At 65.0% G+C, this 25,345-nt stretch carries 23 protein-coding genes; 18 read left to right on the top strand and 5 right to left on the bottom strand.

Features of this window, described 5'->3' with window-relative positions; translation table 11 throughout:
- The first annotated feature begins 30 nt into the window (after positions 1–30).
- Both dnaE and CJ028_RS03360 read left to right on the top strand, forming a co-directional pair.
- Positions 31–3,498 carry a DNA polymerase III subunit alpha gene (gene dnaE, locus CJ028_RS03365; protein WP_105034208.1) on the top strand — a complete coding sequence of 1,156 codons (3,468 nt, stop codon included), beginning with the start codon at positions 31–33 and terminating at the stop codon, positions 3,496–3,498.
- A gap of 42 nt (positions 3,499–3,540) precedes the next feature.
- Entirely contained in the window at positions 3,541–4,338 is a 798-nt protein-coding gene (locus CJ028_RS03360; RefSeq protein ID WP_105033872.1) for a lysophospholipid acyltransferase family protein, read from the top strand.
- Between the two features lie 7 nt (positions 4,339–4,345).
- On the opposite strand, the gene CJ028_RS03355 is transcribed toward CJ028_RS03360, so the two are convergent.
- Complete coding sequence (locus CJ028_RS03355) at positions 4,346–4,867, bottom strand: flavin reductase family protein (protein ID WP_240607099.1); 522 nt, start codon at positions 4,865–4,867, stop codon at positions 4,346–4,348.
- A 157-nt stretch (positions 4,868–5,024) separates the two neighbouring features.
- Here CJ028_RS03355 and hisD point away from each other — a divergent pair, with 157 nt between their 5' ends.
- The 7 genes from hisD to CJ028_RS03320 all read left to right on the top strand — a co-directional run bounded on the left by hisD (position 5,025) and on the right by CJ028_RS03320 (position 11,908).
- The gene (gene hisD, locus CJ028_RS03350; protein ID WP_105033870.1) at positions 5,025–6,329 is read left to right on the top strand and encodes a histidinol dehydrogenase; all 1,305 of its coding nucleotides are present in this window, start codon (positions 5,025–5,027) and stop codon (positions 6,327–6,329) included.
- A 121-nt stretch (positions 6,330–6,450) separates the two neighbouring features.
- Positions 6,451–6,981, top strand: coding sequence for a transcriptional regulator NrdR (gene nrdR / locus CJ028_RS03345; protein WP_105033869.1), 531 nt, complete (start codon positions 6,451–6,453; stop codon positions 6,979–6,981).
- Positions 6,982–6,987: 6 nt separating this feature from the next.
- Positions 6,988–8,028 (top strand): quinone-dependent dihydroorotate dehydrogenase, encoded by a 1,041-nt coding sequence (locus CJ028_RS03340; protein WP_105033868.1) that lies wholly within the window; start codon positions 6,988–6,990, stop codon positions 8,026–8,028.
- 223 nt (positions 8,029–8,251) lie between these two features.
- Positions 8,252–9,337 (top strand): ABC transporter substrate-binding protein, encoded by a 1,086-nt coding sequence (locus CJ028_RS03335; RefSeq protein WP_105033867.1) that lies wholly within the window; start codon positions 8,252–8,254, stop codon positions 9,335–9,337.
- 110 nt (positions 9,338–9,447) lie between these two features.
- Positions 9,448–10,293, top strand: a complete 846-nt coding sequence (locus CJ028_RS03330; protein WP_439099023.1) for an ABC transporter ATP-binding protein — start codon at positions 9,448–9,450, stop codon at positions 10,291–10,293.
- A 20-nt stretch (positions 10,294–10,313) separates the two neighbouring features.
- Positions 10,314–11,102 (top strand): ABC transporter permease, encoded by a 789-nt coding sequence (locus CJ028_RS03325; protein WP_240607064.1) that lies wholly within the window; start codon positions 10,314–10,316, stop codon positions 11,100–11,102.
- Positions 11,099–11,908 carry an ABC transporter permease gene (locus CJ028_RS03320; protein ID WP_105033865.1) on the top strand — a complete coding sequence of 270 codons (810 nt, stop codon included), beginning with the start codon at positions 11,099–11,101 and terminating at the stop codon, positions 11,906–11,908. Before CJ028_RS03325 ends, CJ028_RS03320 begins: the two co-directional genes overlap by 4 nt.
- A gap of 37 nt (positions 11,909–11,945) precedes the next feature.
- Here CJ028_RS03320 and CJ028_RS03315 read toward each other — a convergent pair whose 3' ends face one another.
- Positions 11,946–12,968 carry an App1 family protein phosphatidate phosphatase gene (locus tag CJ028_RS03315; RefSeq protein ID WP_105033864.1) on the bottom strand — a complete coding sequence of 341 codons (1,023 nt, stop codon included), beginning with the start codon at positions 12,966–12,968 and terminating at the stop codon, positions 11,946–11,948.
- A gap of 148 nt (positions 12,969–13,116) precedes the next feature.
- On the opposite strand from CJ028_RS03315, the gene CJ028_RS03310 reads away from it, so the two are divergent.
- The 5 genes from CJ028_RS03310 (at position 13,117) to CJ028_RS03290 (ending at position 17,250) form a co-directional block, all read left to right on the top strand.
- Entirely contained in the window at positions 13,117–13,794 is a 678-nt protein-coding gene (locus tag CJ028_RS03310) for a TetR/AcrR family transcriptional regulator (RefSeq protein ID WP_105033863.1), read from the top strand.
- A gap of 178 nt (positions 13,795–13,972) precedes the next feature.
- Positions 13,973–14,908, top strand: a complete 936-nt coding sequence (locus tag CJ028_RS03305; RefSeq protein WP_105033862.1) for an ABC transporter ATP-binding protein — start codon at positions 13,973–13,975, stop codon at positions 14,906–14,908.
- Positions 14,909–14,970: 62 nt separating this feature from the next.
- Positions 14,971–15,591 (top strand): ABC transporter permease, encoded by a 621-nt coding sequence (locus CJ028_RS03300; protein ID WP_338064123.1) that lies wholly within the window; start codon positions 14,971–14,973, stop codon positions 15,589–15,591.
- Entirely contained in the window at positions 15,588–16,343 is a 756-nt protein-coding gene (locus CJ028_RS03295) for an ABC transporter permease (protein ID WP_105033860.1), read from the top strand. The genes CJ028_RS03300 and CJ028_RS03295 overlap by 4 nt, the downstream gene beginning before the upstream one ends.
- Entirely contained in the window at positions 16,327–17,250 is a 924-nt protein-coding gene (locus tag CJ028_RS03290) for an ABC transporter substrate-binding protein (RefSeq protein WP_105033859.1), read from the top strand. Before CJ028_RS03295 ends, CJ028_RS03290 begins: the two co-directional genes overlap by 17 nt.
- Positions 17,251–17,261: 11 nt before the next feature.
- Here CJ028_RS03290 and CJ028_RS03285 read toward each other — a convergent pair whose 3' ends face one another.
- Together CJ028_RS03285 and CJ028_RS03280 are read right to left on the bottom strand one after the other, a co-directional pair.
- Positions 17,262–18,257 (bottom strand): M56 family metallopeptidase, encoded by a 996-nt coding sequence (locus CJ028_RS03285; RefSeq protein ID WP_240607063.1) that lies wholly within the window; start codon positions 18,255–18,257, stop codon positions 17,262–17,264.
- Between the two features lie 25 nt (positions 18,258–18,282).
- Positions 18,283–18,669 (bottom strand): BlaI/MecI/CopY family transcriptional regulator, encoded by a 387-nt coding sequence (locus tag CJ028_RS03280; RefSeq protein ID WP_105034206.1) that lies wholly within the window; start codon positions 18,667–18,669, stop codon positions 18,283–18,285.
- 132 nt (positions 18,670–18,801) lie between these two features.
- Between CJ028_RS03280 and CJ028_RS03275 the strand changes: the two genes are divergently transcribed.
- From CJ028_RS03275 to cydC, 4 genes are read left to right on the top strand one after another with little or no spacing between them, the layout of a single operon-like run.
- The gene (locus CJ028_RS03275) at positions 18,802–20,214 is read left to right on the top strand and encodes a cytochrome ubiquinol oxidase subunit I (RefSeq protein WP_105033857.1); all 1,413 of its coding nucleotides are present in this window, start codon (positions 18,802–18,804) and stop codon (positions 20,212–20,214) included.
- 21 nt (positions 20,215–20,235) lie between these two features.
- Complete coding sequence (gene cydB, locus CJ028_RS03270) at positions 20,236–21,240, top strand: cytochrome d ubiquinol oxidase subunit II (RefSeq protein WP_105033856.1); 1,005 nt, start codon at positions 20,236–20,238, stop codon at positions 21,238–21,240.
- Between the two features lie 35 nt (positions 21,241–21,275).
- The gene (gene cydD / locus CJ028_RS03265) at positions 21,276–22,952 is read left to right on the top strand and encodes a thiol reductant ABC exporter subunit CydD (protein WP_105033855.1); all 1,677 of its coding nucleotides are present in this window, start codon (positions 21,276–21,278) and stop codon (positions 22,950–22,952) included.
- On the top strand, positions 22,945–24,645 hold the full coding sequence (gene cydC, locus CJ028_RS03260; RefSeq protein ID WP_105033854.1) for a thiol reductant ABC exporter subunit CydC: 1,701 nt from the start codon (positions 22,945–22,947) through the stop codon (positions 24,643–24,645). The genes cydD and cydC overlap by 8 nt, the downstream gene beginning before the upstream one ends.
- Positions 24,646–24,648: 3 nt before the next feature.
- Here the strand turns inward: cydC and CJ028_RS03255 are convergent, their stop codons facing one another.
- Positions 24,649–25,284 (bottom strand): DedA family protein, encoded by a 636-nt coding sequence (locus CJ028_RS03255; RefSeq protein ID WP_105033853.1) that lies wholly within the window; start codon positions 25,282–25,284, stop codon positions 24,649–24,651.
- Positions 25,285–25,345 lie beyond the last annotated feature (61 nt).

The following is a 25,345-nucleotide window of genomic DNA, read 5'->3' as shown; positions in this document are numbered from 1 at the left end:
GTCCACCTGCACGTACACAGCGAATACTCCATGCTCGACGGCGCCGCCCGGGTGAAACCCCTGATCAACGCCGCCGTCGAGCAGGGGATGCCGGCGGTGGCGATCACCGACCACGGCAACGTGTTCGGGGCGTTCGACTTCTGGAAGAGCGCAACCGACGCCGGCATCAAGCCCATCATCGGCACAGAGGCCTACATCACCCCCGGCACCGATCGTCGGGACAAGACCCGGGTGCGCTGGGGTACGAGCGGTCAAAACCGGGATGACGTCGGTGGTGCCGGCTCGTACACCCACATGACGCTGCTCTCCGAAAACACCGAGGGCATGCACAACCTGTTCCGGCTCTCGTCGAAGGCCAGCCTCGAGGGCTACTACTTCAAGCCCCGCATGGACCGTGAGCTGCTCAGCCAGTTCTCCAAGGGCCTGATCGGCACCACCGGCTGCGTCGGTGGGGAAGTGCAGACCCGCCTGCGCCTCGGCCAGTACGAGGAAGCCAAGAAGGCCGCCGGCGATTTTCAGGACATCTTCGGCAAGGAAAACTTCTTCTGCGAGATCATGGATCACGGCATCGACATTGAACGCCGCACCATGACCGACCTGCTCAAGCTCGCCAAGGAGCTCGACCTGCCCCTGCTGGCCAGCAACGACCTGCACTACACGCACGCGCACGATGCGACCGCCCATGCCGCGCTGCTCTGCGTGCAGTCGGCGTCGACGCTCGACGACCCCAACCGGTTCAAGTTCGACTCCAACGAGTTCTACCTCAAAACGGCCGCGCAAATGCGGCACCTGTTTCGGGACCACCCCGAGTCCTGCGACAACACTCTGCTTATCGCCGAGCGTTGCGAGGTGGAATTCAACACCAAAGCCAACTACATGCCCCGCTTTCCGTGCCCGGAGGGCGAGAACGAGGAAAGCTGGTTCATCAAGGAGAACGAGATCGGGCTGGCCAAACGGTACCCGAAGGGCATCCCGGCAGACGTGCGCAAGCGTGCCGACTACGAAATCGGCATCATCGTACAGATGGGGTTCCCCGGCTACTTTCTCGTCGTCGCCGACTTCATCATGTGGTCCAAGCAGCAGGGCATCCGCGTCGGTCCCGGCCGTGGCTCGGGCGCCGGCTCGATGGTGGCCTACGCCATGGGCATCACCGACCTCGACCCGCTCGTGCACGGCCTCATCTTCGAGCGGTTCCTCAACCCTGACCGCGTCTCCATGCCCGACTTCGACGTCGACTTCGATGAGCGTCGCCGCGGTGAAGTCATCAAGTACGTCACCGAGAAGTACGGCGAGGAACGCGTCGCCCAAATTGTCACCTACGGCACCATCAAGGCCAAGCAGGCCCTGAAAGACGCCTCTCGGGTGCTCGGCTTCCCATTCGGCATGGGCGACAAGCTGACCAAAGCCATGCCGCCGGCCATCATGGGCAAGGACGTGCCACTCACCGGCATGTTCGACAAGGACCACCCGCGGTACCGTGAAGCGGCCGACTTTCGTGCGGTGATCGAGAGCGACCCCGAAGCCCGCACCGTGTTCGACACCGCGCTCGGCCTGGAAAACCTCAAGCGCCAGTGGGGTGTGCACGCCGCCGGCGTCATCATGTCGAGCGACCCTTTGATCGACATCATCCCGATCATGAAACGTGAAGCGGATGGTCAGGTCGTCACGCAATTCGACTACCCGGCCTCCGAAGCCCTCGGACTGATCAAGATGGACTTCCTGGGGCTGCGCAACCTCACCATCATCGACGACACCCTCGACAACATCGCCGTGAACCGCGGGCACCGACCCATACTCGAAGACCTCGGTCTTGAAGACCCGGCCGCCTACGAACTGCTCGCCCGCGGCGACACGCTCGGTGTGTTCCAGCTCGACGGCGGTCCCATGCGGGCCCTGCTGCGGTTGATGAAACCCGACAACTTCGAAGACATTTCGGCCGTCATCGCCCTCTACCGGCCCGGCCCCATGGGCGCTAACTCGCACACCAACTATGCGCTGCGGAAGACCGGTGTGCAGGAGATCATCCCGATCCACAAGGAGCTCGAAGAGCCCCTTAAGGATGTCATCGGCACCACCTACGGCCTGATCGTGTACCAGGAGCAGGTCATGTCGATCGCGCAGGTGCTCGCCGGCTTCACGCTCGGTGAAGCCGACCTGCTGCGCCGCGCCATGGGTAAGAAAAAGAAGTCGGAGCTGGACAAGCAGTTCGAGGGCTTCTCGAAGGGCATGCAGGACCGCGGCTATTCAATGGATGCCGTCACCACGGTCTGGAATATCCTCCTGCCGTTCTCCGACTACGCCTTCAACAAGGCTCACTCGGCCGCGTACGGCGTGCTCTCCTACTGGACCGCATACCTCAAGGCTGTCTACCCGGCCGAGTACATGGCGGCCCTGCTCACGAGCGTCGGCGACTCCCGCGACAAGCTCGCGCTGTATCTCAACGAGTGCCGCCGCATGGGAATCCAGGTGCTGGCGCCCGACGTGAACGAGTCGATCGGGTTCTTCGCGGCCGTGGGCACCGACATCCGTTTTGGTTTGGGTGCTGTGCGAAACGTGGGCTTCAATGTGGTCGAGGCCATTCGCGGCGCGCGCGAGGAGAAAGGGCGCTTCGAGTCGTTCCACGATTTTCTGCGCAAGGTTCCGCTGCCGGTCGCCAACAAGCGCACGATTGAATCGCTGGTCAAGGCCGGGGCATTCGACTCGCTCGGCGCGACTCGGCGCGGCATGGTCGAGATTCACGAGTCGGCCGTCGAGTCGGCCGTCAAGATCAAGCGTGAAGAGAGCAACGGCAATATTGGGTTCGACTTTGACAGCCTGTTCGACGAGCCACAGGAAACCGAGCAGGTGCCAGACCGCCCCGAATGGAGCAAAAAAGAAAAGCTCGCCTACGAACGCGACATGCTCGGATTGTATGTGTCCGACCATCCGCTCGCCGGGTTGGAAATTCCGCTCGCCAAGCACGCCAGTACCACGATCGCCGACCTGATCGCGTCTGAGTCGACCGAGGACGGCGACACGGTGACCGTGGCCGGCCTGATCACGAGCGTGCAGCATCGTATCGCCAAGAAATCGGGCAACCAGTACGGCATGATTCAGGTCGAGGACTTCGGCGGTGAAATCACGGCGATGTTCATGGGCAAGGCCTACCTCGAGTTCGCGCCCGAGCTGATCAGCGACTCGGTCGTGGTGGTGCGCGGCCGGGTGAGCCTGCGCGATGACGGCATGAACCTGCACGCCTTCAGCGTGTTCCAGCCGGAGCTCGGCCAGGGCTCAGATCAAAGCATGGTCTCGATCACGGTGGGGGAGACCCGCGCGAACACCGACACCGTGAGTGCGCTCGGTGAGATTCTCAAACGCCACGCCGGCGACGCCGAGGTGCGGCTGAAGCTGGTCAAGGGTGATGTGGCCCGGGTGTTTGAGCTGCCGCACCGGGTGAAGGTGAGCGCCGACCTGTTCGGCGAGCTCAAGAGCATTCTCGGCCCGAATTGCCTCACCTGATCTGTGGCGCTTACTGACAGGATGCCAGCCTAGGCTGGCAGCATGCACAAGCCAGAGCCGATCTACCAGGCCGCCATCGGAGCGGGGCGAGCCCTGTTCGGTCTGCTTCGGGTGCGCCGCACTGTCACCGGGCTCGAACAGTTGCCGGCCACCGGCGGAGCGGTGCTGGCGATCACCCACTTCGGCTACCTGGACTTCGCCCTGGTCGAGTGGGTGACCTGGCTGCACAACCGCCGCCATATCCGGTTCATGGCCAAGAAGGGCGCCTTCGACCAGAAGCTGGTCGGGTCGCTGCTGCGCGGCATGAAGCACATCTCGGTCGACATGCAAAGCGGCGGCGCGGCTTACGCCGAGGCCGTCGACGCCGTGCGCGACGGTGAACTGCTCGGAGTCTTTCCCGAGGGCGGCGTCAATGCCTCGTTCACCGTGCGCGAGCTCAAGACCGGTGCGGTGCGCATGGCGCTGGCCGCGAACGTGCCGATCATTCCGGTCGCCGTGTGGGGCGGGCATCGGCTGATGACCAAAAACCATCGTTCGACCCTGCGGGAGCGGATCGGCGTGCCGGTCAGCATCCGCTTTGGGAAGCCCTTTTCCGCGGATGCCGTAGACACCGTCGACGACGACGTCGCGGTTGCCACCGTGCGGCTCCACGACACCCTGCAGGCCTTGGTCGACGCGGTGCAGGCGGAGTACTCGGTGCCCGGTGCCGGACAGTGGTGGCAGCCGGCGCACCTCGGTGGAACAGCGCCGACTCCGGTTGAGGCTGCAGTCGCTGAAGCTGAGCGCCGTCGCCGCAAGGCCGCCGAAAAGCACGCAGCTGAGAAGCAGCCACGCACCTAAACCAGGCCTAGACGGTGGCGCCCGGAACCCGATAGGTGCGCTCGTGGTACAGCAGGGCTTCGTCGTCGGTGCCCATGCCGCCGCCCTCGATCTGCACGACCACGACGGCGTTGTTGTGCACCGGAACGCGCTCGACGATGCGGCCGATCATCCAGCTGGTGACGCCGACCAGCACCGGAAGCCCGTACGGGCCCGGTCGCCAGTGATCGCCGACGAAACGTTCGTCGTGCGGGCCGGCGAGCTTTTCTGCCACGCCACGGTTGTGGGCACCCAGCATGTGGATAACCACGCGGTCGGCAGCGGCGATCGCCGCCCACGAGCTCGCCGAGCGGGCCATATTGAACGTGGCGAGTGGCGGCACTGCGGAGAGTGATGCCAGGGAGGTGGCCGTGAAGCCCACCGGGCTGCCGTCGGGCGCGAGCGTCGTGATCGCAGCGACGCCGGCTGCATGACGGCGGAACGCGTGTTTGAACGCGGCGAGGTCGTCGGGCGCATTGGGGTCGGCGGCCAGCGGAGGCCCGGAGGGCAAAGCCACGGGCGGGTCAGCCGCGGGCTGATTGGTCTCAGGCCGAGTAATTACCGGGGGTTCAACGTTGCTTTGCATACTCAACCAACAATCTATTTCAGCCTTAGCCTATTCCCGCGCACTGATTGTTACGCCTCATGGACGGATAGGCTGGGCCACGATGATTCAGACTATTGACCTTCGCGGAAGCGAGCCGACACCGGCCGCGCTCCTGGCCTCCGTTCCACGCGCCCTGACCAGCGTTGCCGCGGCCGCCGATATCGCGGCCGAGCTGATCGCTGACGTGCGGGAGCGCGGCGGGGCTGCCCTGCTTGACCAGGCTGAACGCCTCGACCGGGTGCGCCCGGGCCAGGTGCGAGTTCCGGCCAGCCACATTGCCGACGCGGTCGCCGGGCTTGATGCGACCGTGCGCACCGCGATCACCGAGACCATTCGCCGGGTGCGCCTGGCCAGTGCCGCGCAGGTGCCGCCGCACGCAACGACCACGATCGAGGCCGGAGCCACCGTCACGCAGCGCTGGCAGCCGGTGAACCGGGTCGGCCTCTATGTTCCCGGCGGCAAGGCTGTCTACCCTTCAAGTGTGGTGATGAATGTCGTGCCCGCTCAGGTTTCGGGGGTTCGGTCAATCGCCCTCGCTTCGCCGCCGCAGAGCCACTTCGACGGTCGCGTGCACCCGACCATCCTCGCCGTCGCCGGCCTGCTCGGTGTTGACGAGATCTACGCGATGGGCGGCGCCGGCGCTATCGGCGCCCTCGCCTACGGCGTGGAAGACATCGGACTCGCGCCAGTGCAGATCGTCACCGGCCCCGGCAACGTCTACGTCGCCGCTGCCAAACGACTCATTCGCGGCCAGGCCGGCATCGATTCAGAGGCCGGACCCACCGACATTCTCGTCATAGCGGATGCCGCCGCCGACCCCATGCTCGTCGCCGCCGACCTGGTCAGCCAGGCCGAGCACGACGAACTCGCCGCCGCCGTGCTGGTGACCGATTCGCCCGAACTCGCCGATGCCGTGGCGGCGCGCCTTGCCGTGCTGGCGGCATCCACTACCCACAGCGACCGGGTGACCGCCTCGCTCGGCGGTCGCCAATCTGCCATCGTTCTCGTCGATAATCTGCACGTCGCGGCTGGGTTCAGCAACGCCTTCGCACCGGAACACCTAGAGATTCAGACGAGCGATCCCGACGCCGTGCTGGCCGAAATTGAGAATGCCGGGGCAATCTTTCTCGGTCCGTATTCGCCGGTGAGCCTCGGCGACTACGTCGCCGGCTCCAACCACGTTTTGCCCACCGGGGGAGCAGCCCGGTTCTCTTCCGGCCTCGGCGCCTACACGTTCCTCAGGCCGCAGCAGGTCGTGCGCTACAGCCGCGAAGCGCTCGAAGCTGTCACCGGTCACATCCGCGCGCTCTCCAATGCCGAGGCGCTGCCAGCCCATGGCGACGCGGTGACGGCTCGCTTTAGCTGAGTCACGTTTGGCGAGAGCGGGAATTTTGTTGCTTCAGCCCACCCGAAGCAGCAAAGTTCCCGCTCTCGCGGAAGACACGCGGAATTGTCTTGCAGGGGTAGAGCGGTAGGCTGGGGGCACAATGTTCTGCCCGTTCTGTCGCCACCCCGATTCCCGAGTCGTCGACTCGCGCACGAGCGACGACGGGCTTTCGATTCGCCGCCGCCGGCAGTGCCCGGAATGCGGCCGCCGCTTCAGCACCACCGAGACCGCGAGTCTCAACATCATCAAGCGCAGCGGCGTGGTGGAGCCGTTCAGCCGCGAGAAGATCGTCTCCGGTGTGCGCAAAGCCTGCCAGGGACGGCCAGTCACCGACTCCGACCTCGCCATGCTGGCTCAGAAGGTCGAAGAAACCATTCGCCAGACCGGTGCCTCGCAGGTCGACGCCAACGACATCGGCCTGGCTATTCTGCCGCCGCTGCGTGACCTCGATGAGGTCGCCTACCTGCGCTTCGCCAGCGTCTACCAGGGCTTCGACTCCCTCGACGACTTCGAGAGCGCCATCACGCAGCTGCGCACCGAGCACTCGGCGCGCTCACACGCGCGCGGTGCCGCAACGGATGCCGCGGACGCGCCGGATAGCACCGCTCCCACCAGTTCCACTAAACCGTAGGGCTCGATGTATCCGCTGCTATTCAAGTACGTGCTTACCCGCATGGATCCCGAGCGCGCCCACCACCTCGCTTTCATCGTGATCCGGATGCTGCCGACGCTCGGTATCGGGCGCCTCGTGCACCGGTTCACGCGTCCGCGCACCGACCTCGGCGTGAACACCCTCGGCCTGCACTTCGACTCCCCGTTCGGTGTGGCCGCCGGATTCGACAAGGACGGCGAGGCCGTTATCGGCCTCGGCCAGCTCGGCTTCGGCCACGTCGAGGTCGGCACCCTCACCGCCCTCGCCCAGCCCGGCAACCCGAAACCCCGCCTGTTTCGACTCGTGGCCGACCGCGCAGTGATCAACCGCATGGGCTTCAACAACCACGGCGCCGCCGCGGCCGTAGCGCGACTGAACCGGGTGCGGGCCGTCGCCGGCCGTCCAGTGCTCGGCATTAACATCGGTAAAAGCCGCGCCACCGCCGTCGAGAACGCGACGGCCGACTATCTGCGAAGCGCCGAGACGCTCGCCGCCCTCGCCGACTATCTCGTGGTCAACGTGAGCTCACCCAACACGCCGGGACTGCGCGGACTCCAGGAACTTGACCAGCTCGCCCCGCTGCTGACCGCGGTCAAGGGTGCCGCCGGTGCCACCCCGCTGCTGGTCAAGATCGCGCCCGACCTGGGCGATGCCGAAGTCGCCCGCATCGCCGCCCTCGCCGTGGAACTCGGTCTCGACGGCATCATCGCCACCAACACCACGATCGCTCGCACCGGTCTGAAAACGGATGCCGTCACGATCGCAGCTGCAGGAGCCGGCGGCCTGTCCGGTGCACCACTGCACGCCCGGTCCCTGGCTATTCTCAAGCAGATTCGCGCCGTCGTCCCGGCCGATTTCTGCGTTATTTCCGTCGGCGGAGTGGACACTGCCGCCCAGGTCGCCGAGCGTCTCGCAGCCGGAGCCACCCTCGTGCAGGGCTACACCGGGTTCCTTTACCGCGGTCCGCTGTGGGCACGCCAGATCAACCGCGGGCTTGACCGCATCCTCGCACCCTCCCACCGGTGATGATCTGGTCCAGGCCTATCGGGCATCGCATCCACCCAGCGGAGGAAATCCTCCCTTTCTCGACTTCTCCTTGAAACAGGGTCGAACTGGGATCGATATATGACACCCGTACACTCCACTTCCGGGCTATTTGCGCGCCCCGCAAGCATTCGCAACCCGCGTTTCAGTAACCACAGCAGCTGTATCCCCACAGCGCCCTTGCACCCTCGAGAGGAATCCCGCAATGACACCATCCAGAGGATTATTTAGTCATCGATCGGCCCCCCGGGTGGTGCGCGGCGCTGCGGTGGCTGCCGTGTTAGCGCTCTCCCTGGCCGCGTGCGCGGGCAACGACGCGGAAGTGGCCGGCACGGACGGCGCGGCGGCATCGTTCGGCGACGCGAGTATTCAGTTCAGCTGGATCAAGAACGCCGAATTCATGGGTGAGTACCTCGCCGACGAGAACGGCTACTTCACCGACGCCGGGTTCGACCAGGTCGACATGATCGAGGGCCCTGCCTCTATCGAAGCCGCCGTCATCTCCGGCAACGCCGACATGGGCATCGGCAACGCGATCTCGACCGGAACCATCATCGCCAACGAGGGCGCGCCGCTGAAGATCATCGGCGCCACCTACCAGAAGAACCCCTTCACCATTCTTTCTCTCGCCGACAAGGGCAACATCGCCACTCTCGACGATTTGAAGGGCAAGACCATCGGCGTGCAGGCCAGCAACCTGAGCCTCTGGGAGGCCTTCCTCGAGATCAACGATATCGACGAGGACTCGCTGACCACCCTTCCGGTGCAGTACGACCCGACCCCGATGTTCAACGGTGAGGTCGACGGCTGGTTCTCCTACCTCACCAACGAATCCATCGACGCCGAGCTGCTCGGACTCGACCCCGTCAACCTGCCGCTGGCTGACTTCGGCCTGCCCTTCGTGGCCGAGACCCTGACGGTCACCGACGACGCGATCGAGAACGACCGCGAGAAGCTCAAGGCCCTGCTCGTGGCGGAGATTCGCGGCTGGACCGACGCGATCAACGACCCGGAGGCCGCTGCAAAACTCACGGTCGATACCTACGGGCCGACCTTCGATCTCACGATTGAGAAGGAAACCCGGCAGGCCGAAATTCAGTCCCTTGACCTTGTCGTGAGCGCCGAAACCCTCGCCAACGGTCTGTTCACGATCAGCGACGCGTTGCAACAGCAGAGCATCGACACCCTCGCGGCGACCGGCCTGACGATCACGGCCAGCCAGTTGTTCGACCTGAGCCTGCTTGACGAGGTTTACGCCGAGAACCCCGGCCTGCTCGCCTACAGCGACTAGCAGCAATGGGCATCCGCCGACACGAGAAAGCGGATGCCCACGCGGAACGTAAAATAGTTATCGGACCCCGAGGAATCACCCGGCTCTGCCATCGCTAAGGAGCGAACCACGTGAGTAGTACTGATGCCGGAGTTCGTAACTCGGTGACGAATACGGTTGTCGGTGGCGATGCTGCCGGCACCGGCCTGCACATCTCCGAGTTGCACAAGGTTTTCGCTGTCGGGCGTAAAGAAGTCGTCGCCCTGGACAACGCCAACCTGCACACCGACAAGGGCAGTTTTCTCTCACTGCTCGGGCCCTCCGGCTGCGGTAAATCGACCATCCTGCGCATCCTGGCCGGCCTGGAACAGCCCACGAGCGGCACGGCCAGGGTCGACGGCAAGACCCCGCAGCAACTTCGGCAGGGGCACCAGCTCGGCATTGCCTTCCAAGATTCCGCACTTCTGCCCTGGCGCAGCGTGCGCTCGAACATTCGGCTTCCGTTCGAGGTCGCCCGCATTCCCGTCGACGACGCCTACATCGATGAACTGATCGCCCTGGTCGGCCTGCAGGGCTTCGAGAAAGCCAAACCGGCGCAGCTCTCCGGCGGCATGAAACAGCGCGTGTCGATCGCAAGGTCGCTCGTGCTCAAGCCCTCGGTACTGCTGCTTGACGAACCCTTCGGGGCCCTCGACGACATGACCAGGCAACGGCTCAACCTGGAGCTACTGCGCATCTGGACGCAGAAGCCCGCCACGACGCTCATGGTCACCCACGGCATCGCCGAGGCCATCTTCCTCTCCGACCACGTCGCGGTCATGAGTTCCCGCCCTGGTCGGGTCAAGGAAGTTATCGATGTTGACCTTCCACGCCCCCGGCTGCCCGAGATGATGCGTTCGCCCGAGTTCCACGCACTGCACGACCGCGCCTCCGACCTGCTGTTTAGCGATGCGGCCGTGGCGGGCGACGACCGGTGATCCGCGGTCCACGACGCGCCTTGCCCGCCTGGGCGACCGGCCTGATCGGGGCCGCGATCGTCCTGGCCCTGTGGTGGATCGGAGCCGACACGGTGCTCGCCGAGGTCGGCTCCATGCCCGATGGTGCGGTGCCGACCCCGCTGGATGTGGTGGTGCAGCTCGTCAACGACGGCCCGGCGTTCTATCTGCCGCACGTCAGCGTCACCGTGCTCGAAGCGCTCATCGGCTTCGCCTGGGGCAACGGGCTCGCCCTGGCCCTCGCGGCGCTCGTGCTGCTGCTGCCGCGCATCGAGAAGATCGCAATGCAGGTAGCCGTGATCACCTACTGCATTCCAATCGTCGCCATCGGGCCGATCGCGTACATCGTGATCGGAGCGCCCGGCGCGGGCGACCCGGCCGGAACGGCGGTCTTTCTCGCCGCCATGTCGGTGTTCTTCACGACGGTCATTGGTTCACTCGTCGGCCTCAAGGCAGCGGATGCCGCTAGCCTCGACCTCATCACGGTCTACGGCGGCAGCAACTTCACGCAGCTCCGAAAGGTGCGTCTGATCGCCGGACTCCCCAGTGTCCTGACCGCGCTGCAGATTGCGGCCCCGGCCGCGTTCATCGGAGCCATTCTGGGGGAGTATCTCGGCGGGGTCAGTCGGGGGCTGGGTATCGCCATGCTCGTGGCCGGATCAACGGCCAATGTCGACCGGGTCTGGAGCCTCGCGCTCGTCGCCGGGGTCACTGCGGGTCTCGGGTACGCAATCTTCGCAGTCATCCTGCGTTTTGCGACGCCGTGGACGACCGGACGGAGCAGCCAATGAGCTTTGCCCGGGTAGCGCTCACGACGGTGTCGCGCGGTCTGCTGACCGGACTCATCACGCTGGTTCTGGTTCTGCTCGCCTGGCAGGGGCTGCTCCTGCTGCTAAACATTTCGCCGTTCCTGGCCAAGGGGCCCTTCGACGTATGGACCTGGCTGGTAACCGTACCCGAAGCCGCCGACAATCGGGCCCACATCCTCGGCAACCTCGTGGTAACCCTCAGTGACGCTTTCCTTGGATTTGTGGCCGGTCTCACGTGCGCCCTGCTTCTCGCCGTTCTGTTCACGCTTTCGCGCGGGATCGAGCACGCCCTCATGCCCATCGCCCTGCTACTGCGCTCGGTGCCGCTCGTGGCCCTCGTACCGATCATCAGCCTGATCACCGGGCGCGGTCTCACGACGGCCGTGGTAATGGGCGCCATCGTCGTGTTGTTTCCGGCGCTCGTGAATATCGCCTTCGGGCTGCGGTCAACCTCGCCTCAGATCAGCGATGTGATTACCGTGTACGGCGGCAGCGCTTTCACGACCCTGCGCAAGGTGGCGTTACCGAGTTCATTGCCGTCCTTCTTCGCTGCGGTGAAGATCTCGGTGCCTGGGGCCATCACGGGCGCGCTGCTGGCGGAATGGCTCACGACCGGTCAGGGGCTCGGCAACTCGATCGTCGCCGCCGTGGCCAAGGTGGCGAACTCCGAGGTGTGGGCATCCGTCGTGGTGATCACGATCGTCTCCCTGGTCCTCTACGGCCTCGCGCAAGTGGTCGAGAACCTCGTGCTGCGCCGCATGAGCATGGAGCAGAGCGCCGCGAGCTGACGTTTCCCGGCGCGGTGCCGGTCGGGCTACAGCGAGGCTAGAGCAGACCGTGCTCGGCGAGCTGATTGGCCAGGCTCGAGCCGTCCGGGCCGTAAACCCAGGGCGCCTCGGGGCCGCCCTCGATCAGCACGGCATCGCGGGAGCGCCCGCCGGCGAGCACCGCTTCGCTCGGGGACAACTGGCGGATGGCCACGGCCGCGACGCTGCCCGGATAGTCGCGCTGAAAGTCGCTGTAGATGGCTTCATCGTGCTGGCCGTCGTCGCCGATCAGAATCCAGCGCATCGCGGGAAACTGCTCGGCGAGCCGGCGCAGGTTGTCTCGTTTGTGGGCACTACCGCTGCGGAACCAGCGGTCGTGCGTTGGTCCCCAGTCGGTCAGCAGCAGTGCCCCGGCCGGGTACAGGTTGCGGGACAGAAAACGCGACAGGGTGGGGGCTACGTTCCAGGCACCGGTCGACAGATAGATGACCGGGGCGCCGGGGGTGAAAGAGGCCAGGCGCTCCAGGAACACGGCCATACCCGGGGTTGGGACCCGCGCGTGCTCGTCGAGCACAAACGTGTTCCAGGCGGCCAGCAGCGGGCGGGGGAGCGTGGTGACCATCACGGTGTCGTCGACGTCGGAGACGACGCCGACACCGACCGTGGGCGCCACGATGAAGATCGGGGCTTCGACGACGACCGAGGATTCGGTGTGTAGTCGGGCAACGTGCCAGCCCGCGGGCAGCGACACCGGAACCACGGTGTCGACGACCCCGCCGCGATCGGCCTGCACGCAATGCGTCTGCCCGTCGATTTCAATCATGACGGTCACGTCGTTCACGGGCACGCTCGTGAAGCTGCGCCAGCCTCGAATGCCGGCGTCAAGGCCATCCGCTCGGGGGCGTTTCGCACGCTTGTCGGGCTTGTCGGGCTTGGCCAGAAGTACTCGGCAGAGGATGCGTACCCAGGCGGTCGAGCCATAACCGGTGTAAGGAATGACAGTGGGTAGATAGCCGCGGCGACGGGCGGAACGCTCACGACGGTCGTGCAGCCAGTCTTCGATCCGGGCCGCACGGTGCATGATTCGCTCGGGACTTGGCGCACGTGGCGTGGCGTCTGGGGACTCTGGCACTCCTTCATTCTGCCATGTTCGCTGTGCATCCCCCGATCAAGCCTGTGTAAAAAGGGTTTTACCCCGTAGGATGGTGACTTATCTTCAAGGGGGATAAATGTCGCTTGGTGGCCTATTGGGTGAAGAGACCGGTGCAGCACTTCAGCAAGTGCGCACCGAGCCGATTCAGCAGCGCAGCGCTGCACGTCTGTCCGGTTTGCTCGATGCGGCCGCCGCCGTTGTGGACGAGGTCGGTTTCGACCGCATCACGACCGCGATGATCGCCGAACGGGCTGGTGCCTCTATTGGCACGGTGTATCGCTACTATCCAGACCGGGTGGCCGTTTTGCACGCCCTGCACGAGCGCGCCGTTGTGCGTTTTCGGCAGCGGGTCGTCGACGAGCTCGGAGCCAGCACCCTCACCTCCTGGTGGGACGCCGTGGATTGCGTCGTGACGGCCTTTGTTGGCCTCTACCGATCCGAGCCTGGCTTTCGCATCGTGAACTTCGACGACCGCGATGGCGCTCCCGCCGTCGACGCCGTAGCGGATGCCGATTTCTTCGCCCGCCGCCTCGCTGACGTGCTCGTCAACGAGTTCGATCTGCCGGCCGGCGATGACCTGATCTTTCGACTCGAAGTCGCCGTCGAGATGGCCGACGCGCTGCTCGCCCGCGCCTTCCACACCGATCCGCTCGGTGACGAGCGTTTCATCGCCGAGTGCCGCCTGGTGCTGCGTGACTACCTCGATCGTTTCTATAGCCCGCAAGCGCTGAACCTGCTGGCAACCGCGTCCTAAAGGGCGTCACGAGCCGGGCGACCCACGGGGTCGCCCGGCTTTTTTGGGTTTGGGGGCTTCGCGTGTTCGCTGTTGGATAAATCTTTCTGCGCAATCTGTTTTGCCTGTCGCCGCGAATAGTGATTGGGTTAGCATCTGCTTTGTGTTGACCCGATGATGCGAGGAGCGAGCCACCAGGATGATTGAATTCCACTCGGTGACCAAACGGTTCCCCGACGGCACCCTCGCCGTCGACGATTTCAGCCTCATTCTGCCCTCGCACAAGACCACCGTTTTCGTTGGAACGTCGGGGTCGGGAAAAACGACCCTGCTGCGAATGATCAACCGTATGGTTGATCCGACCAGCGGGTCCATCGAGATCGACGGAGCCGATATCGCTACCCTCGAGCCGGTCAAACTGCGGCGCGGGATCGGCTACGTCATGCAGAATTCAGGGCTGCTACCCCACCGCAGGGTGATCGACAACGTGGCCACGGTGCCCATGCTGCGCGGAATGCCCAAGAAGAAGGCCCGAGATGAAGCACTGCAACTGCTCGATACGGTAGGACTGGACCGTTCGCTCGCCAACCGGTATCCCAGCCAGCTCTCCGGTGGTCAGCAGCAACGCGTCGGCGTGGCCCGAGGGCTCGCTGTCAATCCCAATATTCTGCTGATGGACGAGCCGTTCGGTGCGGTGGACCCGATCGTGCGCGCCGAACTTCAGCAGGAGCTGCTGCGGCTGCAGCAGGAACTCGGCAAGACCGTGGTCTTCGTCACTCACGATATTGACGAAGCCTTTCTGCTTGGCGATCGTGTGGTCATCCTGCGCACCGGCGGCAAGGTGGCCCAGGTCGGGTCGCCCGCCGACATTCTGGCCAATCCAATTGACGAGTTCGTGGCAACGTTTGTCGGCGCCGATCGCGGCAAGCGAGCTCTGCACGTCGAGAACTATGGGGATGGCGACGTCGTGGTCGACGAAACCGGGCGTCTCGCCGGTGTTCTCGTGGGCGAACGCTCGACGGCCGCATCCCCGGCGGCCGGCGCAGTGTCGGCCGGCACCGTGTCGGCCAGCGAAAAGTCAAAGGCCGGTCTTCGCGCACCGGGTGCTTCGGCGCAGGGTGGGGACTCGCAGTGACCTGGGTCTGGTCGAATCTGGACCTCATTTGGGATCGCACGTTCGATCACCTCATTCTTAGCGTGCCTTCGATCATCCTGAGTTTCATCATCGCCCTGCCGTTCGGGTGGCTGGCACACCGGTATCGGGCGAGCCGCGCGGTCATTCTGACCACGGTCGGATTGCTCTACGCGATTCCGTCGTTGCCGTTGTTCATCGTGCTGCCCTTTATCGTGGGTACCAGCATCCGTTCGCCGCTGAACCTGATCATCGCGCTGACGCTCTACGGGGTGGCGCTGATGGTGCGCGTAGTAGCGGATGGTCTCGGTTCTGTCGACCGCGACGTGCAGCAGTCCGCGACCGCCGTTGGATTTTCCGGCTGGACGTCATTTTGGCAGGTTGAGCTGCCACTGGCCGGGCCCGTGCTGCTGGCCGGTTTGCGCGTCGTAGCGGTCAGCACGGTGAGCCTGGCCACGGTCGGCGCGGTGATCGGCGCTCCGAGCCTCGGCAGCCTGTTCACCGACGGGTTTCAACGGGGAATCCAGGCGGAGATCATCGCGGGTACCCTTGCTACCGTGCTGCTTGCTCTGGCCCTCGACGCAATACTCGTTCTGATTGGACGGGTGCTGATGCCGTGGACACGGCGCAGCGCGGTCGGCGGAGCTTCCCGACCAGGTGCCGTCGCGCGGGAGGTCTCCACATGAGCTTCCTGACCGAAACCCTGGCCTGGCTGGTCGATCCCGCGAACTGGGTTGGCGCCGGAGGGATACCTACCCGCCTCGCCCAGCACCTGCTATTCACCCTCGTGACCCTGCTCGTCGCCGCGCTGATTGCCGTACCGATCGGCTTTCTGATTGGTCATACCGGTCGCGGCCGCGGGCTGGCCGTTGCACTCTCGGGCGCCTTCCGGGCCATACCCACCCTCGGCTTGCTCACCCTGGTCGGCCTGTGGGTGGGAATCGGGCTCAACGCTCCCTACGTGGCGCTGACCGTGCTCGCCATTCCGCCCATCCTCGCCGGTGCCTATACCGGGTTTGAGGCCATCGATCGCAAGATTATCGATGCTGCGCGAGCGGTGGGCATGTCAGAGGCCCAGATCGTTCAGAAGGTCGAGCTGCCGCTCGGGCTGCCCCTGCTCATCGGCGGCTTTCGCTCGGCGACCCTGCAGGTGGTGGCGACGGCGACCCTGGCCGCCTACATCGCCGATTTCGGCCTGGGCCGTTACCTCTTCGAGGGCTTGCGAATCCGCGACTACGGCGAGATGCTCGGCGGATCGATCCTGGTGATCCTGCTCGCCATCGTGTCGGAGGGCGTCTTCGCTCTCGTGCAAAAATTGGTCGTGCCCCGCGGCGTCACAGCGGGGCTCCCCACAGATATCCGTGACGGGTCATCCCGATCCCGCCCGGTGATGGAACCCACCATCAAGGAAGGAAACAGTCATGTTCACAGCAAATAGAGGCCGACTCACGCTCATCGGCGTGGTCGCGGTTGGGGCCGTCGTAGCCCTTGCAGGGTGTGCGTCGGGGGACCCCCTGGCGGAACCATCGAGTAGCGCCGGAAGCTCCACCATCGTGGTCGGATCGCAGGCGTACTACTCCAACGAGATCATCGCGGAGATCTACTCCCAAGCCTTGGAATCCGGCGGTTTCACCGTTGACCGACAGTTCCAGATCGGCCAGCGCGAGGTTTACCTGCCCGACATCGAGGCCGGCAAGATCGACGTCTTCCCCGAATATACTGGGGACCTGCTGCAGGCGCTGGACAAGACCGCCGCCGGCGGCACGAGCGACGAGACCTATGAGCAACTCCAAGCCGCCCTGCCCGACAACCTCCGGGTACTCGACCAGGCCGGAGCATCCGACCAGAACTCGTGGACGGTCACCGCCGACTTCGCGACCAAGTACAACCTCACCGACATCGCCTCGCTCATCAACGTCACCGTGCCGATCACCGTCGGTGGCAACTCCGAACTGGAAACCCGCCCCTACGGACCGACCGCCCTCAAGGAGAAGTACGGGATCGAGACCGCTGGATTTAAGCCCGTAGAGGATGGTGGAGGCCCGCTCACGGTCAAGGCGCTCGAGGACGGCGATATCCAGCTGGCCAACATCTACACCGCGAGTCCGGCCTTCGAATCGGGCAACCTCGTTGTGCTGGAGGACCCCGACGCACTGTTCTTGCCCTCCAACGTCGTGCCCGTCGTCTCCGACAAGATCGATGACACTGCGGCAGCGATCCTCAACAAGGTCAGCGCGGCTCTCACGGAGGACACGCTGGTCCAGTTGAACTCGCAGAGCGTCAACGACCAACTGTCGGCCGACAAGATCGCGACCGCCTGGCTGACTAAGGAAAAGCTGGTCTAGTTGCTTCTGCTCTAGGCAGCGAACAGAATGAGCGCCGGCCCGGCCAGGAGCACCGCTGACACGGTGAGTGCTCCGGTCGTGGCCGCGTAGCCCAGCGGCACGGTCGGATTCATCAGCCGCGCCACTCTCGGCATGACTTGGTGCGCCGGATGCTCGGGCTCAGCCGGTTGCGCTCTGCCAGAGCGCGCTCTGCCAGGCAGCGAAGGGGATGCGACCGCAGCATCCGCTTCGCTGCCTGGTGGGGGAATAGCGCCGGCTAGGGTGAAGCCGACGAGCGCGATCGCGCGGGCCAGGGTGTGGTCGTCAACTATGCGGCGGGCATGATCGTCGGCGAGCATCTCGACCAGCAGGGCGACCGCGTTTTCGGCGCGGTTGGCGATGGGAAACCAGGGCAGGGCGCTGTGCCAGCTCTTGAACGCGAGCAGCACCAGGTGGTGCTGTTGCACGAGGTGCGCCTGCTCGTGCGCGATCACCGCACGCACCTGATCGGCGTCGAGTAGCCGGAGCAGGCCATTCGAGAGGACCGTCGCCGAATGCCCGGCCCCGGGCAGGCAGTACGCGACCGGTGCCGGATGGTCGATGACGCGCATTCCGGGCTGACCGTTCAGAGGGTCGCTGAGGAGGGCGATGAGGGCGTGGTGACGCCGGCGCTGCCGCTCGGCCCGCACGAAGGTCGCAAGCAGATTGAGCAGCAGGTGCGTGCCGAGCAGAATGGCCGCGCCGAGCGCGAGCACATGGGTGAAACTCGTGCCGGCGGGGAGGATGCCTGCTCGCAGATCGCCGCCCAGGGCGGCGATGCTCTGCGGCAGTGCGTCGCCGAACGGAACGAGGCCGTAGACGAGCAGCGATCCAATCATGGACATGCCGCCGGACAATGCAATAGCTTGCCAGAGTACGAGTGCTACAGCTGGAGAACGCGCCGGCCAGGCCGAGCGGGCGAGCACGAGCGGTACCGGCCAGGCGAGCAGTACGGCGATGGCGCCGAGCAGGGCGGCGGCGGTAATCACGGGAATTGGTGAGTCGGCAGGCAGGTCAGGCGGTGTGCCTGGGCGTGACGCCGAGCAGCTGCCGCAGGGTCTCGGCCTCCTGTGGGGTGACATCGCCTATGAACCGGGCCAGCGCCGCCTGGCGGTCGGGGACCTGGCCAAGCACCTCGTGCATCAGACCAGCAGTGTGTGCGGCGCGAGTCATGACAGCGGTGTAGCCGTGCGGGCGAACGCTGCGGTCACGAGCGACGAAGCCCTTTGTTTCGAGCCGGGACAGTACGGTCAAAACGGTCGTCGTCGCCAGCTGCTTCGTGGGGGTACCCGACACATTTGGACGAGTTAGAGAGTCCTTGAGTTCATTGGCTGTCAGCGGGGTCGAAGAGTCCCACAGGACGTCCATCATCAGTCTCTCGAGTACACCCAGCGATCCCATGCTCTTCATAGTACGCCGCTAAATGCATACTTCTACGAATCGTAGAAAAACTAATTTCTACACAGTGTAGAAGTGTAATCTTCTACACGGCGTAGAAAAGTGCGTGCTTGGAACAAAAATGCTGGAGGGCATATGAACGACTGGTTGGATCCTTTACTCCTCGCACGTTGGCAGTTCGGTCTCACCACCATGTACCACTTTCTTTTCGTGCCACTCACCATTGGCCTGGCTCTCACCGTCGCGATCTTCCAGACGGCGTGGGTGCGTACGGATAAGGCGCGATATCTGCAGCTGACACACTTCTTCGGCAAGATCTTTCTGATCAATGTCGCCATGGGCGTGGTGACCGGAATCGTTCAGGAATTTCAGTTCGGTATGAACTGGTCGGACTACTCGCGTTTCGTCGGTGACGTCTTCGGCGCTCCGCTCGCCTTTGAGGGAATTCTCGCGTTCTTTCTCGAGGCGACCTTCATCGGGCTATGGATCTTCGGCTGGGACAAGCTCCCCAAAAAAGTTCACCTGGCCACGATTTGGCTGACCGTTGTTGGCTCCATCACGTCGGCGTATTTCATTCTTGCCGCGAATGCGTTCATGCAAAACCCGATCGCGTACACCATCAACGAGGAGAAGGGGCGTGCCGAACTCACGAGCATCTGGGAACTGCTCACGAACCCGATTGCTCTCGCCGCGTTCCCGCACACGATCTTCGCCTGCTTCATGGTGTCTGGCGGACTCATCATCTCGGTGGCCGCCTGGCACCTCTATCGCAACCAGCACCTCGACACGATGCGACCCGCACTTAAGTTCGGTCTCTGGATGATGGTCATCGCCGGAGTGCTCACCACCCTCGCGGGTGACCAGCTGGGCTTGGTCATGGTCGACGCCCAGCCGATGAAAATGGCAGCGGCCGAGGCGCTCTATCACACGGCGACGGGCGCCAATGCGAGTTTCTCCGTCTTCACGCTCGGCACGCCGGACGGCGTACACGAGCTGTTCTCCGTGCGTATTCCCTACCTGCTCTCCTTTCTCTCGACCCACACCTTTGACGGCACGGTCGAGGGCATCAACAACCTGCAGTCGCAGTACGTCACCCTGTACGGCCCCGGCGACTACACCCCGACCATCTGGGTCACCTACTGGGCGTTCCGCTGGATGATCGGCCTCGGTCTCGCGCACATGCTCGTCGCCGTCGTCGGCCTGTGGCTGACCCGCAAGGGGCGTAGCCCGAAGCGCACCTGGGTGTGGAAGGTCGCGATTTGGAGCTTCCCCTTCTCGCTGCTCGCGATGAGCGTCGGCTGGGTGTTCACCGAAATGGGCCGTCAGCCCTGGCTCGTGTTCGGACTCATGCGCACCGCAGACGGCGTCTCGCCCGGCGTGACCGGCATCGAGATTCTGATCTCACTGATCGTCTTCACCCTGCTCTACGGAATCCTCGCGGTGGTCGAGTTCAAACTCATCCTCAAGGCCGTTCGGAAGGGCCCGGACGATGCTCCGGCTCAGGGCGCCGAATCCGGCGTCGTCCAGCAATCTGTCACGGTCTACTAGAACGGTTAGCGGGAATACACAATGGATCTCACCATTCTCTGGTTCTGGATCATCGCTGTCATGTTCATCGGGTACTTCGTGCTCGATGGCTTCGACTTCGGGGTCGGAATGTCCCTGCCATTTCTCGGCAAGGACGACACCGATCGCCGCGTTCTCATCAACACCATCGGTCCGGTCTGGGACCTCAACGAAACCTGGGTCATCGTCGCCGGCGCCTCGCTGTTCGCAGCGTTCCCCGAGTGGTACGCGACCATGTTCAGCGGCTTCTACCTGGCCCTGCTGCTCATTCTCGTTGCACTGATCCTGCGCGGTGTGTCATTCGAGTACCGCCACCAGCGCCCCGAGTCCACCTGGAAGAAGTGGTTCGACGGCATGATCATCGTCGGCTCGGCCGTTCCGGCGCTGCTCTGGGGCGTCGCCTTCGCCAACGTCGTGCGCGGCGTCAAGCTCGACGCCAACCACGACTACATCGGCACGTTCTTTGACCTCTTGAACCCCTACGCCCTGCTCGGCGGCGTCACCACGCTGCTGCTGTTCTTCGTGCACGGGGTTGTCTTCGTCTCGCTCAAGACCGAGGGCGACATTCGGGTCAGGGCGCGAAAGCTCGCCACCAAGGCCGGCATCGTGACGATCGTGGTCGCGGCGACCTTCCTGGTCTGGACGACTTTTGCGTACGGCACCGTGGCATCCGCTGTCTTCGCAGCCCTGGCCGCAGTCGCGCTGATCGCCTCCTTCCTGGCTAACCTGCACGGTGCCGAACGGCTCGCCTTCGGCCTGATGGCCGCAACCATCGGTCTCGCCGTACTCACCCTGTTCGCCTCGCTGTTTCCCGACGTCATGCCGGCCAGCAACGACGCGACCAACAGCCTGACCATCGCGAACGCCTCCTCGTCGACGTACACGCTCGGCGTGATGAGCTGGACCGCACTGATCGGGATGCCCGTCATTCTGCTCTATCAGGGCTGGACCTACTGGGTGTTCCGCAAGCGCATCGGCCGGGCGCAGATTGAGGTCGCCGCACACTAGCTCGCCGTCGATAGACCCTGTGGCAGACTGAGCCAGTGCGTCCCCTCGATCCTCGTCTTCTTCGTTACGCCCACGCAGCACGCCGATTCCTTCTGATCGGCGCGCTGCTGGGCTTCGCGCAAACCCTCGTCGTCATAGCGTTCGCCTGGTTGCTGACCCGGGCGATCACGCTCACCGTCGCGGGCGAGCCGCTCAGCACGATCATGCCGACCCTGGCCGCCCTCGCCGGGGTCGTTGTGCTGCGCTCGGTGCTCATCTGGCTGCTAGAAGTTGCGGCCAACCGCGGCGCCGCCCAGGTGAAGAGCCAGCTGCGGGCCCGCGTCATGGTGAAGCTCGCCGAACGCGGTCCGGACTGGGTCGCCTCCCAGCAGAGCGCGCGCCTGTCGACCGTCGTCACGACCGGTCTCGACGCGCTCGACAACTACTTCGCCCGCTACCTGCCGCAACTGTTGCTGACCATGATCGCTACACCCATTCTGATCGCGGTCATTGCCTGGCAGGACCTCGCGAGCGGCCTCACGGTCATCATTGTGATTCCGCTGATTCCCATCTTCATGATTCTCATCGGCAAGGTCACCCAGTCGGTGCAGCAGGAACAGTGGCAGGCGCTGCAGCGCCTCTCCACCGGATTTCTCGACGTGGTCGGTGGCCTCGGCACCCTCAAGATCTACGGTCGGGAGCGACGCCAGTTCGACCGAATCAGGTCGATCACCGAGGAATATCGCACCCGCACCATGACGGTACTGCGCGTCTCGTTCCTCAGTGGCTTCGTGCTCGAACTCGCCGCCAGCCTCTCGGTCGCCCTCATCGCGGTGTCGATCGGCCTGCGGCTCATCGATGGAGCCCTGCTGCTCGGCGTCGGCCTGTTCGTGCTGCTGCTCGCCCCTGAGGCGTTCCTGCCGCTGCGTCAGGTGGGCGCCCAATTTCACGCCGCCGCCGACGGGCTCGCCGCCGCCGAAGAGCTGTTCGCCATTCTCGACGACGACTCCATCGCGACGGTCCCGGCTGTTTCGACAGCGGATGCCGCGGCTGGCGCTAATCTCGGAGCACCCGTCGCGGATCAACTCGGCTCCGCAGCCGGCTCCCTTCGGTTAGCGGGTTTCACCGTGCGGCGCGGCGACACTGTGGTGATCGACCAGCTGCACGCGGAATTTTCTCCCGGCGAGCTGAGCGTGTTGCGCGGAGTCAGCGGAGTCGGCAAATCGACCCTCGTCGCCGCCCTGCTCGGTTTCGTTCCCTATGTCGGTGCCCTCACGCTCGGCGGCGTGGCCGTCGCGCCCGGCGCGAGCCGACCCTGGCTGGCCTGGGCCGGCCAGCAACCGGGACTGGTCCGCGGAACGGTGGCCGAGAATGTGGCGCTGGGAGCGGCATCCGCGCAACCAGCGACGATCATGCAGGCCCTCGACTGGGCGGGAGCCGCCGACGTGGCACCCGTCACCGTTCTCGGTGTGAACGGTGACGGTCTCTCCGGCGGCCAGGCGCAACGCGTCGCCGCGGCTCGCGCCATTTACCGTGCGATCGCGACCGATTGCCACGTGCTGATCCTGGACGAACCGAGCTCAGCGCTCGACTCCGAAGCTGAGGCCGGTCTGCTAGCCGGCCTCCGCCACCTGGCCGACCAGGGACGCGTCGTGATCGTCGTCAGTCACCGGCCGGCCGTCATTGCTGCCGCAGACCACGTGCTCGACCTGCAGGAGCTGATCCATGTCTGACGTCACCTCGGCTAGCCGCAACGTTTTGCGCCTCGCCCAGCCGCGTCCGCGCTGGTTTGCCCCTGGGCTGCTGGCCGGAATCGGGAGCGCCGTCATGGCCGTGGCACTGCTGGCCTGCTCGGCCTGGCTGATCACCGCCGCGGCTGAAATGCCGTCCCTCGCGATTTTGGGCATGGCCATCGTCGGGGTGCGCGCCTTCGCCATCTTTCGCTCCGTGCTGCGTTACCTGGAGCGGCTGACCAGCCACGATGCCGCGTTCCGGCAGCTGGCCGAACTGCGGCTGGGCATCTTTCGCCGCATCGTTCCGGTGGCACCGGCTGGCCTTGCGAGCACCGGTCGCGGCGACCTGCTCACCCGCCTGGTACGTGACGTCGACGACCTGCAGGACCTCCCGCTGCGGGTCGTGCAGCCCCTGCTGGTGGCGGGCGTGACCGCGGGACTCAGCGTGATCGGCATCTGGCTGATCGTGCCGATGGCCGGCCTCACCCTGCTCGTCTGCCTGCTGCTGGCCGGACTGCTCGGAACCGTCTTCTCCGGCAGCCTGACCGCCCGGGCCGACCGCGAGCTCGCCCCGCTCCGTGGTGCCCTCGCCGATGAAGTGCTCGAAATCGTTTTGAACCTCGACGTGCTCACCGCGTTCGACGCCCTCACCCCGCGTCTGGCGCACCTCGCGCGCACCGATGAGCGCCTGCGGCTGGCCGCCCTGCGCCGGTCGGTCGGGGTGGGCGTGCAGTCCGCAGTCGTGGCCCTGTGCGCCGGTGTGGCAACGCTCAGCGCGCTCTACTTCGGCATCCCAGCCCTCGAGAGCGGCGGCGGGCTGCTCAGCCCGGAACTTCTCGTACCAACGCTCGTGGTCGCCGTGCTCGTGCCGATGGCCGTGTTTGAGGTATTCGGCATGATTCCGCTCGCGATCGGGGCCTGGCGTCAGGTACGGGTCAGTGCGCGGCGCGTCGCCGACGTCGTTCCGCAGGCGGTGCCCGCCGAAATTCCCGTCGACGGCGTGAAGCCGCAGGAGCTCTTTTCTCCCGACCACGCTGTCGGTCCGGTCGTGCTGGAACTGACCGACCTCGGCGCGCGGTGGCCCGACCAGGTCGAACCCGCTGTGGCCGGCGTAACCCTGCGACTCGCGCCGGGGGACTGCGTGCACCTTGCCGGACCGAGCGGCGCAGGCAAGACCACCCTCGCCCAGACCCTCGTGCGCTTTCTCGACTACACCGGTTCCTACCGGCTGAACGGGGTCGAGGCACGGTTGCTCGCTCAGACCGAGGTACGACGAGTGGTCGGACTGTGCGAGCAGCGCCCCTGGTTATTTGACGACAGCATCCGCCAGAATTTACTGTTCGCCCGCGACACTGCCACCGATGCCGACCTCGAGGCCGTGCTGGCCCGCGTCGGGCTGGCCGAGTGGGCGGCAAAGCGCGGCGGCCTCGACGCCCGAGTGGGCGAGCGCGGCGTGCTCGTCTCCGGCGGCCAGGCCCAGCGCATTGCCCTGGCGCGGGCCCTGCTCGCCGATTTTCCGGTGCTCATCGTCGACGAACCCACCGCCAACGTGGACAGTGCCGGGGCGGATGCCCTCGTGCGCGACATCCTGACGGCCGCCGCCGACGCGCACCGCGCCGTGCTGCTCATCTCGCACACCCCCGTGCCGGACGAGCTCGTAACCCTACGGGTGACTCTGTCGGCGCGCAGGTGACTTTCAGTCCATATGACGAAGTTCGCGGCGGTGCAGCCACTTCTTGATCAGGAACACCGCGAGCACGAACAGGGCGATCACGCCGACGAACAGATAACCGGCGGAGTGAAGTTGGTCGCTGAGCTCGCGGTAGCCACCGGCCGCTGCCGCCCCGACGCTAACGTAAGCGACCGACCAGATGATGCAGGCCGGAACGGTCCAGGCCATGAAGGTGCGATACCGCATGTGGCTCATGCCGACCGTGACCGGAATGAGTGAGTGGAGCACCGGCAGAAATCGGGAGATGAACACGGCGACACCGCCGCGCCGGTCGAGGTAATTCTCGGCGCGAATCCAGTTGCGTTCTCCGATGCGTCGGCCGAGTCGGCTCGCGCGGATGAACGGTCCGAAGTGATGTCCGAGGGCAAAGCCGATGCTCTCCCCGGCCAGGGCACCGACGATGATGGCGAGCACGAGAGTCACGAACTCGACCGGGCCGGCCACCGCCGTACTCGCGACAATCACGATGGTGTCGCCGGGTACCACGAGCCCGACCAGCACCGAGGTCTCCAGCAGCATGCCCAAAAAGGCCAGAAGCGTTCGAATGACCGGGTCGACGCCGGAGACGGTGTCGAGGATCCACGTGAGGATGTCGTTCATTTCGCCAGCCTACGTGCTCGGCGCGATTCAACAAGTCGCCCTGGCCGCCGCCGGGCGTGGG

The sequence above is a fragment of the Cryobacterium aureum genome, assembly GCF_002954245.1.
GTDB classification, from domain to species: domain Bacteria; phylum Actinomycetota; class Actinomycetes; order Actinomycetales; family Microbacteriaceae; genus Cryobacterium; species Cryobacterium aureum.
Note: the sequence above shows the minus strand (reverse complement) of the source record. Positions and strands in the feature narration are given on the sequence as shown.

What these genes read in the sequence shown, in the direction of transcription:
- dnaE (WP_105034208.1), top strand. Translation starts at nt 31, where the DNA reads ATGCTCGACGGCGCCGCCCGGGTGAAACCCCTGATCAACGCCGCCGTC.
- CJ028_RS03360 (WP_105033872.1), top strand. Translation starts at nt 3,541, where the DNA reads ATGCACAAGCCAGAGCCGATCTACCAGGCCGCCATCGGAGCGGGGCGA.
- hisD (WP_105033870.1), top strand. Translation starts at nt 5,025, where the DNA reads ATGATTCAGACTATTGACCTTCGCGGAAGCGAGCCGACACCGGCCGCG.
- nrdR (WP_105033869.1), top strand. Translation starts at nt 6,451, where the DNA reads ATGTTCTGCCCGTTCTGTCGCCACCCCGATTCCCGAGTCGTCGACTCG.
- CJ028_RS03340 (WP_105033868.1), top strand. Translation starts at nt 6,988, where the DNA reads ATGTATCCGCTGCTATTCAAGTACGTGCTTACCCGCATGGATCCCGAG.
- CJ028_RS03335 (WP_105033867.1), top strand. Translation starts at nt 8,252, where the DNA reads ATGACACCATCCAGAGGATTATTTAGTCATCGATCGGCCCCCCGGGTG.
- CJ028_RS03320 (WP_105033865.1), top strand. Translation starts at nt 11,099, where the DNA reads ATGAGCTTTGCCCGGGTAGCGCTCACGACGGTGTCGCGCGGTCTGCTG.
- CJ028_RS03315 (WP_105033864.1), bottom strand. Translation starts at nt 12,968, where the DNA reads ATGCACCGTGCGGCCCGGATCGAAGACTGGCTGCACGACCGTCGTGAG.
- CJ028_RS03310 (WP_105033863.1), top strand. Translation starts at nt 13,117, where the DNA reads ATGTCGCTTGGTGGCCTATTGGGTGAAGAGACCGGTGCAGCACTTCAG.
- CJ028_RS03305 (WP_105033862.1), top strand. Translation starts at nt 13,973, where the DNA reads ATGATTGAATTCCACTCGGTGACCAAACGGTTCCCCGACGGCACCCTC.
- CJ028_RS03295 (WP_105033860.1), top strand. Translation starts at nt 15,588, where the DNA reads ATGAGCTTCCTGACCGAAACCCTGGCCTGGCTGGTCGATCCCGCGAAC.
- CJ028_RS03290 (WP_105033859.1), top strand. Translation starts at nt 16,327, where the DNA reads ATGTTCACAGCAAATAGAGGCCGACTCACGCTCATCGGCGTGGTCGCG.
- CJ028_RS03280 (WP_105034206.1), bottom strand. Translation starts at nt 18,669, where the DNA reads ATGGGATCGCTGGGTGTACTCGAGAGACTGATGATGGACGTCCTGTGG.
- CJ028_RS03275 (WP_105033857.1), top strand. Translation starts at nt 18,802, where the DNA reads ATGAACGACTGGTTGGATCCTTTACTCCTCGCACGTTGGCAGTTCGGT.
- cydB (WP_105033856.1), top strand. Translation starts at nt 20,236, where the DNA reads ATGGATCTCACCATTCTCTGGTTCTGGATCATCGCTGTCATGTTCATC.
- cydC (WP_105033854.1), top strand. Translation starts at nt 22,945, where the DNA reads ATGTCTGACGTCACCTCGGCTAGCCGCAACGTTTTGCGCCTCGCCCAG.
- CJ028_RS03255 (WP_105033853.1), bottom strand. Translation starts at nt 25,284, where the DNA reads ATGAACGACATCCTCACGTGGATCCTCGACACCGTCTCCGGCGTCGAC.